General features: G+C 63.3%; 8 protein-coding genes and 2 pseudogenes. All 10 read right to left on the bottom strand.

The genetic code is table 11. The features are described 5' to 3' along the window. Positions 1-226 (bottom strand): annotated as a pseudogene (locus tag VGH41_RS05980) (amidohydrolase); the annotation flags it as partial. 38 nt (positions 227-264) lie between these two features. After that, on the bottom strand, positions 265-1,113 hold the full coding sequence (locus tag VGH41_RS05975; protein WP_331596430.1) for an ABC transporter permease: 849 nt from the start codon (positions 1,111-1,113) through the stop codon (positions 265-267). Continuing rightward, positions 1,106-1,957: an ABC transporter permease gene (locus tag VGH41_RS05970; protein WP_331596429.1), complete on the bottom strand. Its 852-nt coding sequence runs from the start codon at positions 1,955-1,957 to the stop codon at positions 1,106-1,108. Before VGH41_RS05970 ends, VGH41_RS05975 begins: the two co-directional genes overlap by 8 nt. 6 nt (positions 1,958-1,963) lie before the next feature. Next, positions 1,964-3,022, bottom strand: coding sequence for an ABC transporter substrate-binding protein (locus tag VGH41_RS05965; protein ID WP_331596428.1), 1,059 nt, complete (start codon positions 3,020-3,022; stop codon positions 1,964-1,966). Positions 3,023-3,108: 86 nt separating this feature from the next. Beyond that, the gene (locus VGH41_RS05960) at positions 3,109-4,296 is read right to left on the bottom strand and encodes an ABC transporter ATP-binding protein (protein WP_331596426.1); all 1,188 of its coding nucleotides are present in this window, start codon (positions 4,294-4,296) and stop codon (positions 3,109-3,111) included. Next, complete coding sequence (locus VGH41_RS05955; protein ID WP_331596425.1) at positions 4,293-5,651, bottom strand: amidohydrolase family protein; 1,359 nt, start codon at positions 5,649-5,651, stop codon at positions 4,293-4,295. The genes VGH41_RS05960 and VGH41_RS05955 overlap by 4 nt, the downstream gene beginning before the upstream one ends. Positions 5,652-5,673: 22 nt before the next feature. Continuing rightward, entirely contained in the window at positions 5,674-6,507 is an 834-nt protein-coding gene (locus VGH41_RS05950; RefSeq protein ID WP_331596424.1) for an amino acid ABC transporter ATP-binding protein, read from the bottom strand. 22 nt (positions 6,508-6,529) lie between these two features. Continuing rightward, positions 6,530-7,177, bottom strand: coding sequence for an amino acid ABC transporter permease (locus tag VGH41_RS05945; protein WP_331596423.1), 648 nt, complete (start codon positions 7,175-7,177; stop codon positions 6,530-6,532). 13 nt (positions 7,178-7,190) lie between these two features. Beyond that, the gene (locus tag VGH41_RS05940) at positions 7,191-8,048 is read right to left on the bottom strand and encodes a transporter substrate-binding domain-containing protein (protein ID WP_331596422.1); all 858 of its coding nucleotides are present in this window, start codon (positions 8,046-8,048) and stop codon (positions 7,191-7,193) included. A 92-nt stretch (positions 8,049-8,140) separates the two neighbouring features. Further along, a pseudogene (locus VGH41_RS05935) lies at positions 8,141-8,346 on the bottom strand (dihydropyrimidinase); the annotation flags it as partial.

The following is an 8,346-nucleotide window of genomic DNA, read 5'->3' as shown; positions in this document are numbered from 1 at the left end:
TTTCGAGCCGTCCCTTGTGAAAATGCTCATGCGAATGTTGATGGCCATTGATGAGCCCCGGCACCAGCAGGCAGTCGTCGAGCGGTATGCGTTCGCCGTCGGTCGCGCTGCCGCCCGGCACGATGGCGGCAATGCGTTCGCCTTCAATCACGACGTCGACGCGCCGCGGCTCGTAATGCTGTTCGGTGCCGTGTAATGCTCTGACGTTGGAGAGTATCTTGCGCACGGTTTCTACCAGATTGAAGGAAGGGTGGATTGCGGCGGCTAGCGAAACTGCCGCGACAAGCCGGCGAGCCGCTCCATCACCAACATGGAAATCAAGGTGGCGACGATCAGCACGCCCGAGGCAGCGGCCGCGCGGACGTCGAGGCTGTCCTCGATGATGTGCCACAGGTGGATGGGCAGCACTTCGGATCGCGCGTCCGACAGGAATAGCGACAGCGCGACGTTATCGAACGAATTCATGAACGCAATGAACGCGCCTGACGCGATGCCCGGTACCAGTGCCGGCAATACGACGCGGCGGAACGTGAACCAGCCGCCCGCGCCGAGGCATGTCGAGCTGTCGAGCAGCGCCGGATCGAGCTGCGCGTAACTGGCCGAGGTCGTGTAGAGCACATACGGTGCGCAGAGCGCGATATGTCCGGCGAGCAGACTGTCAAACGAGAGCCCGGCGCTTTCGAGGTTGAACAGGATCAGGATGCCGAGCCCCAGCGCGAGCGACGGAATGGTCAGCGGTGCCATGAAAAACGAATCGAGCAGTCGCGCGACAAACGTGCGGCGACGCGCGAGCGTCACCGCCGCGGCGACCGCCAGCACGGTTGCGCACGCGGTCGCGGCGGCGGCGAGCTTCAGACTTAATAGCAGATCGTCGATGATCTCCGGTGAATCGAAGATCAGCGCTTCATACCAGCGCAATGACAGTCCCGGTGGCGGAAACTTCAGCGAGTAGCCTGACGTGAGTGACGTCACCAGTACGATCAGCGTAGGCCCGATCAACATCAGCAGACCAATGCCGCCCATCAATCCCATCACTGCATTGAACGACAGGCGGCCGGGTTGGGAGCGGCGCGCCGGCACGACGCCCGGCGCGGCAAGCGCGGATTTAGCCATGGACAAACCCCCTGGTCTTGCGGCCGAAATAGTTGAGCAAGGTCACGACGAGCAGCACGCTCACCAGCAGAATCACGGCAAGCGTCGCTGCAAACGGATAGTTCTGCGTCTGGATGGCCTGTTCGTAGATGTAGAACGGCATGTACATCAGCTGGCCGCCGCCCACCAGGGTTTGAACCACGAACGCGCTGACCGCGCCGGTAAACACCAGCAAGGTACCGCTGAGTAAACCCGGCATCGCAAGCGGTACGGTGATCTTCCACCAGGTGCGCCAGCTGCTGGCTCCCAACGCGTGCGACGCCTCGGGCAAGCGCGTGTCGAGCGAAGTGAGCGTGGTGACGAGCGGCAACACCATCAACGGCAATTCGATCTGCGCAAGCGAGAGGATCACTGCCAGCGGCGTGTACAGGAGTTTGACCGGCTGGCCCGCGAGTCCGAGTGTCATCAGCAGCGCGTTGACGAGTCCTTCATTGCCGAGAATCACGACCCATGCAAACGTGCGCACCACCGAACTGGTCAACAGCGGCAGCAGGATCAGTACGATCAGTACACGCCGCCAGCGCGGCGTGCCCACCACGTAGAGATGCGCGACCGGATAGCCGAGCACGATCGTCACGAGCGTGGTCGCCACGCCAAGCCAGAGCGTTTGCCAAAGGATGCCGCGGTTATAGCTGTCGCCAAAGAACACCAGGTATTGGTGAATGCCGACATGCGTCATGGTGGTGTCGTTGTGCAGGCTGATCAGCGCGACGAGCAGAAGCGGCACGCCCACAAACGCGATGAAGAACAGGCCCAGTGGCAACACGAGCAGCCAGTCGCGTGGCATCCGGTGATTCGCGTTCATGATGCGTCAGACCTTGACCAGACGGTTGAAACGGTCGATATATTCCGCACGGCGCGGATTGATACGTGCCCAATCGACTTGCACGAACGACGTCATGTCATTGGCGTTGTGAGCGATCGCACTGAGCGCTGCACCAAACGGCACTTTCGTGTTCGTCGGTGCGACGTAGTAGGGCGCGCTCGTCATCTGTTGCTGCACTTCGACACTCAACGCGGTGTTGATATACGCCGCAGCGAGATCCGCCACCTGGGTGTTCTTCACGATGTTCATCGTGCTGCGGACCATGCCCCAGTTACTGTCGGGGCGCGTCAGTGCAACCGGCACACCCTTGGCCTTGAGCGATTCCACGTTATTGATGTAGTGGCAGGCAATATCCACCTGACCTTGCTGGAACAGCGTGCCGAGCGCGCCTGGATTGGCGGCCACTGCACCGACGTTTGGCATCAGACGCTTGATGTAATCGAACGCCGGGTCCATGTGATCTTCGTCGCCTCCCAGCATCTTGGCGAGCGCCACCATCCATACGGTGCCCAGGGTGGAATCGAGACTCACGAGGCCGACGCGGCCCTTGAATTCCGGCTTGAGCAGATCGTTCCACGATTTCGGCGTGGCCTTCACGCGCTCCGTGTTGTACGCAATGCCGTAGACCTGCGCGGACACATAGGCGCCCAGACCCTTCGGATCGACGAAGTGCGCCGGCAGATTTGCCAGGTTCGGTACCCGGGACGCGGGAATGGGTGCGAACACGCCTTGCGCGATGCCCTGCAGGTAAGGACCCTCGTCCATCATGACCACATCGAACGGCGGGTTGTTACGCGCGGCCACCAGCTTGGTCAGCGTGTCGACCGCTTGCGATGCGGTGAGCACAGCGCTCACGCCCGCGGCCTTGCGAAACGCGGGCAACAGGATCTTGCGTTGCGACTCTTCCCACGCCCCGGGAAAGGTGGTGGCGGCGAGGGATTCGGACGCAGCCATGGCAAGCGGGCTGCCAAGCGACAGGCCGACGGCCCCCGCTGCACCCATCAGTTGCAGGAGCTTGCGGCGTTGGTGATCGATCAGCGACATACGACCTCTGGACGGTTAGTTAAACAGGATGAACCAGCGACGACGAAGCGGGCGGCGCGTTGCATCGGGACGATCGTGACCACGTGTTAAGCACCTGCGGACGGGGGGTGGGGCGCCTTGAATGTGCGTACCCGTACACCCGGCTTCAAATCGAGCGCGACGCGCAAGCCAGGGCGCAAGTCGGCACCCTCGGCGCGCGGCATGGATATCTTCACGGTCGGACCGGCATCGGTCTGCAGATCGACCACCAACGTGGGACCAATCGGCATCGCCAGTTGCACGGTAGCCAGCAGCTGAGGCGCGCTGGCGCCGGTCTGCGGTAACTGCCAGGCCCATTGTTCGGGACGGACCGCCAGCAGGGCCGCGCCGTCATCGCGCCACGGGCCGGGGTGAGCAACGGCCAGCACGGCGCCATCGTCGAAGTGTGCAACGCACTGGCTGCCGCGTACGCCCAAGCTGACCGGCAGCATATTCGCCGTGCCGACGAAGGTGGCCACGAACGGAGTGGCGGGCTGATCGTAGATCGCGACCGCCGAGTCGTATTGTTCGAGTCGCCCGCGATTGAGCACGGCGACCCGGTCAGCCATGCTCATCGCCTCTTCCTGATCGTGGGTCACCATCACGGTCGTGATATTCAGTTCACGCTGGAGCCGGCGGATTTCGATCTGCATATCGAGCCGCAGGTTTTTGTCGAGTGCGGCAAAGGGCTCGTCCAGCAGCAGGATGCGCGGCTCGACGGCAAGCGTGCGGGCTAGTGCCACGCGTTGCTGCTGACCGCCCGACAACTCGCGCGGATAACGCTTCGAAAATGCTTCCATGCGAACCATATCGAGCATCTGCATGGCTTTGTGAGCCGCATCGCGACGTGCGACGCCGTTGGCTTCCAGACCATAAGCGACGTTCGCGGCGACCGTCATGTGCGGAAACAGCGCATAGTTCTGGAACACGATGCCCACGCCGCGTTGGCGCGGCGCGAGGCCGTCCACGCATTGGCCGCCAATCCGCACTTCGCCCTCTGACTGCACTTGCAGACCGGCCAGGATACGCAGCAGGGTGCTCTTGCCACAGCCCGATGGGCCGAGCAATGCAACCAGTTCGCCAGGGACAATCTCAAGCGTGACGTCTTCGATCACCGGCACGGCGGCGAAACGATGCCGGATGCCGCGCATCTGCACGGCGGCACCGGTTGGCGAGGTGCGGGCCTGTGAGGCCGCAAGGCCGGCGCCCGCTGCGCCGTGCTTCGACTGAGAATCGATAATGTGCGGGGTGCTCATGCACTTGCCCTCTTCCATAGTTGCGTGGCAGCGTGCTTGCCGGCCGCGATGACGGCATCGACATCGCAACGGGTGGGGGTGCCGCCGTCCACCACAATCTCACCATCCACGACGACCATCTCGACATCTCGCCCGAGTCCCGTGTGCACCAGCGTGCCCAACGGATTCGGGTGAGGCGTCAGATGCGCGCGCCGGAAATCGAATATGGCAAGGTCGGCGAGCCAGCCTGTCTTGAGGCAGCCGAGTTCGTCGCCAAGCCCCATGGCGTGCGCGCCGTTCTGCGTTGCCATGGCAAGCGCATCGGCGGGTTGCCAGTCCGCGGCAACTTCGCCCAACTGGATGCGCGCGATGGCCAGTGCCCAGCGCATGACCTCGGTCATGTCGGCGTGCATGTTGTCGGTGCCCAACGCAATGCGCGCGCCGGCGGCGCGCAGACGCGGCGTAGGCGCCATCGTGCCGCCCGTCGCGTTGCCCTTGGGGATGTGTGCGACCGTGATGCCGGCCCGGCCGACGAGGGCGATATCGTCGTCGTCCAGATACAGGCAGTGCGCCGCTACCAGCCTTTCGTTGAGCAGCCCGACTTCGTCTAGCAACTGCGCGGGGCTCTTGCCCGAACGCTTCTTCACCACGCTGACTTCGGTGCGGCTTTGCGCGAGATGCGTCGTCACGCCGAGATTGTGCGCACGTGCTGCCTCGGCGATCAGACGCAGAAAGTCGTCGGAGCAGGTATCAGGCGCATGAACCGCAAGCTGGACGCCCGTGCGCCCGTTGTGCTTGCGATTCCAGCGACCGGCCAGTGTCAGTGCTTCGTTGAGCGTGCGCTCGCCGGTCGCGGCATGGTATTCCCAGCGTCCGTCCGCGACACCGGAGAAATCCACGTCGTGCAGGCGGCCGCACGAATACACGCGCAGGCCGAGGTCGGCCATGGCCTCCATGGTCAGATCGGCGTGGACATAGGTGTCGTTGATCAGCGTCGAGCCGAACAGCATCGCTTCGAGCGCGCCGAGACGCGCCAGCGCGATCGCTTCGTCCGGGCGCACGTCATGGCCGTGGGGAATCCCGGGCGTGTAGGCGGGCGCGAAACCGAGGTCTTCGGCGACGCCGCGCACCATTGTCAGAATGGCGTGCGTGTGGACGTTCACGTAGCCGGGCACGATGACGCGTCCGTCAAGCCGGCGCGTGGTTCGCGCGCGTGTCTGTACCGGCAGATCCTGCGCGCGGCCAACAAAGGCGAGCCGGTTGCCGCGAATGCCGATCGCCGCGTCATGCAACAGCGGTTGAGCCGGGTCCATCGTCACGACAGTGGCGCCCAGGAGCAACAGGTCAAGGTCAAATTCGATAGGTAAGGCAGTCATCAGCCAGGTGGTCCGGTTCAGTTCAGGTGTGCAGGTGTTGCAGGAAGCGCCGCGTGCGTTCTTCGCGCGGACGGCCGAAGACGTCGCCGGGTGTACCTTGTTCGACGATGGCGCCGGCGTCCATGAAGACCACCCTATGCGCGACGTTGCGAGCGAAGCTCATTTCGTGTGTCACGACCATCATCGTCATCCGGGCCGCGGCGAGATCGCGCATCACGTCGAGCACTTCGTTGACAAGTTCCGGGTCGAGCGCCGAGGTCGGTTCGTCGAACAGGATCATCTCCGGTTCCATCGCAAGCGCGCGGGCAATCGCCACGCGTTGCTGCTGGCCGCCTGAGAGTTGCGCCGGCCGTTTGCCGAGGTGTTGCGCGAGCTGGACTTTTTCCAACGCCACCTGTGCGCGAGCGCGGGCCGCCTCGCGCGAGAGTCCCAGCACGCGCTGAGGGCCGGCGGCGACGTTATCCAGTGCACTCAGATGCGCGAACAGGTTGAAGCGCTGAAACACGAAGCCGATGCGGCTGCGCTGTCGGGCCAGTTCGGCTTCGGGCAGGATGCGACCTTGCTCTGACAGCCCGATACGCTCGTCATTAAGGTGGATCGTGCCACCGTCCGGCCGTTCCAGGAAGTTGAGACAGCGCAGGAGCGTCGTCTTGCCCGAACCAGATGGCCCGATCAACACGACAGTCTCGCCGTGTCCGACCTGCAGGGAGACGGAGGGCAAAATGACCTTGTCGCCGAAGCGCTTGTGCAGGCCTTCTATGGACAACAGCCGCGCCGCTGCGCCCGCCTGCACGCGCGCGGCGGCGTCCTTCGCGGGAACTGCGGGGAGCTCAGAGACGGTAACGGTGGAAGACATGCTGGAACCCGATCTCATGAAGTCAATATTGCGGCAGGCGCCGCTCGAGGTAGCGCGACAGCCACGCGAGGGCCGAGATCAACGCGTAGTAGTAGAGGGCGATCAGCAGGAAAATCTCGAACGGTGAGAAATACGTCGCAATGATTTCCTGCCCGGCATGCGTGAGTTCATACACGGAGATGGCGGACAGCAGCGCCGAGCCCTTGATCAGCGAGATCAGTTCGTTGGTGAGCGGTGGCAGGATGCGTCGCCAGGCTTGCGGAAACAATACGTGCAGAACGATCTGAGCGTGCCGCATGCCGATGGATTGTGCGGCTTCGGTCTGACCGCGATCGACGGACTGCATGCTGGCGCGCACGATCTCGCAGATGAAGCCGCCCGCATTCAGGCTGAGCGCGATGACGCCGGCCCAATACTCGTTGAAGTTGATGCCAATGACCGGCAACGCAAAGTAAACGAGAAAGATCTGCACCAGCAGCGGTGTGCCGCGCACGAAATCGACATAGGCCAACACGGCGATGCGGACCACCCTGAAACGGCTGAGCGCGCCAAAGCCCAACACGAAGCCGAGCACGATGCCAATCGCGATCGCCGCGAGGCAGACCTTGAGCGTGGCGAGCAGGCCGACCGCGAGGATCGGCAACGCCGTGACGATAATGCTCCAGTCCATGGACGGCGGCCTCTCAGGAAAGCGCCGGAATCGTGTCCGGCAAGTTCATGTCGAAACCAAACCACTTCTGCTGCAGCTTATGCAGCGTGCCGTCGGTTCTGAACTGGTGCAGTTGCTGATCGATAAAGCCGATCAGCGCGGTATCGTCGGTGCGCGCCGCGATGCCCGCCCAGTTATCCGCACCGATGCCCTTGACGATGGCATATTTGCCCGGCGCGTTCTTGAGGACGAGCGATAGCGTCGGCAAGGTGTTGAGCACACCGTCCACTCGGCCCTCTGCCAGCGCGATATAGGCGGCAGGATGATCGTCGAAGGTTTTCACGTCCTTGAAGCCCGCTCCGCCCGCTGCTTTCAATTGCGCGTCGAGTTTGGGCTCCAGTATCTGACCCGGTGAGCCGAGCTTGAGCCCCAGCACCTTGCCGTTCATGCCGGCAATGCCGGTGACGCTCTTCTGATCCGCCGCCCGGATCAGAAGAGCCTGCGAGGCTTCGACGTAGGGCACCGAGAAGTCCACATGTTTTTCGCGCTCGGCCGTATAGCTCAGGCTGCTCATCACCAGATCGAACTTCTTCGTGTAGAGCGACGGAATCACGCCCGACCAGACCGTGTCGATGAACTGCGCCTTGACGCCGAGATTGCGGCAAAACGCGTTGGCCAGATCCACGTCGTAGCCGATCATCGCGCCGCTCGTGTCGCGATACGTCAGCGGCGGATAGCTCGCTTCGCAGCCGATGCGCAACACGCCGGCCTTCTTGATGTCGTCAAGCGTGAGCCCGGCGGCCATCGCAAAGCGCGGCAGGCCGATCGACACCAGGGCTGCACCCGCGCCAGCACGTTGGAGGAATTGGCGACGCGAAAATCGTTCGGACATCAGGCTCTCCATGGAAATCACAATACGTACGAGATAAAACAGCGTGTGAAGCGGCGCGGAATGCACCAGACGCGCGACCCGCAAAGCCTTTCCTAATCCCGATAAACGGCGGGGAAGGCAAAGCGTGGCAGCACCCGGTGCGCGTCAATGCGCGGGTTCATCGGTCGACGAGGTTGCGCCGGTTGCGCACGCAAAGCCGGCAGAAATTCGCCGCGGCCGCGCGCGCCGCGTGGCTGTGCGCCGTCCCACACAACGTCGCCGCGCGACAGCGTCAACGCTGGCCACGCTTTCATCTGCC

Source organism: Paraburkholderia sp. (assembly GCF_036488795.1).
Classification (GTDB): Bacteria; Pseudomonadota; Gammaproteobacteria; order Burkholderiales; family Burkholderiaceae; genus Paraburkholderia.
This window is presented reverse-complemented; position numbering and strand designations above follow the sequence as displayed.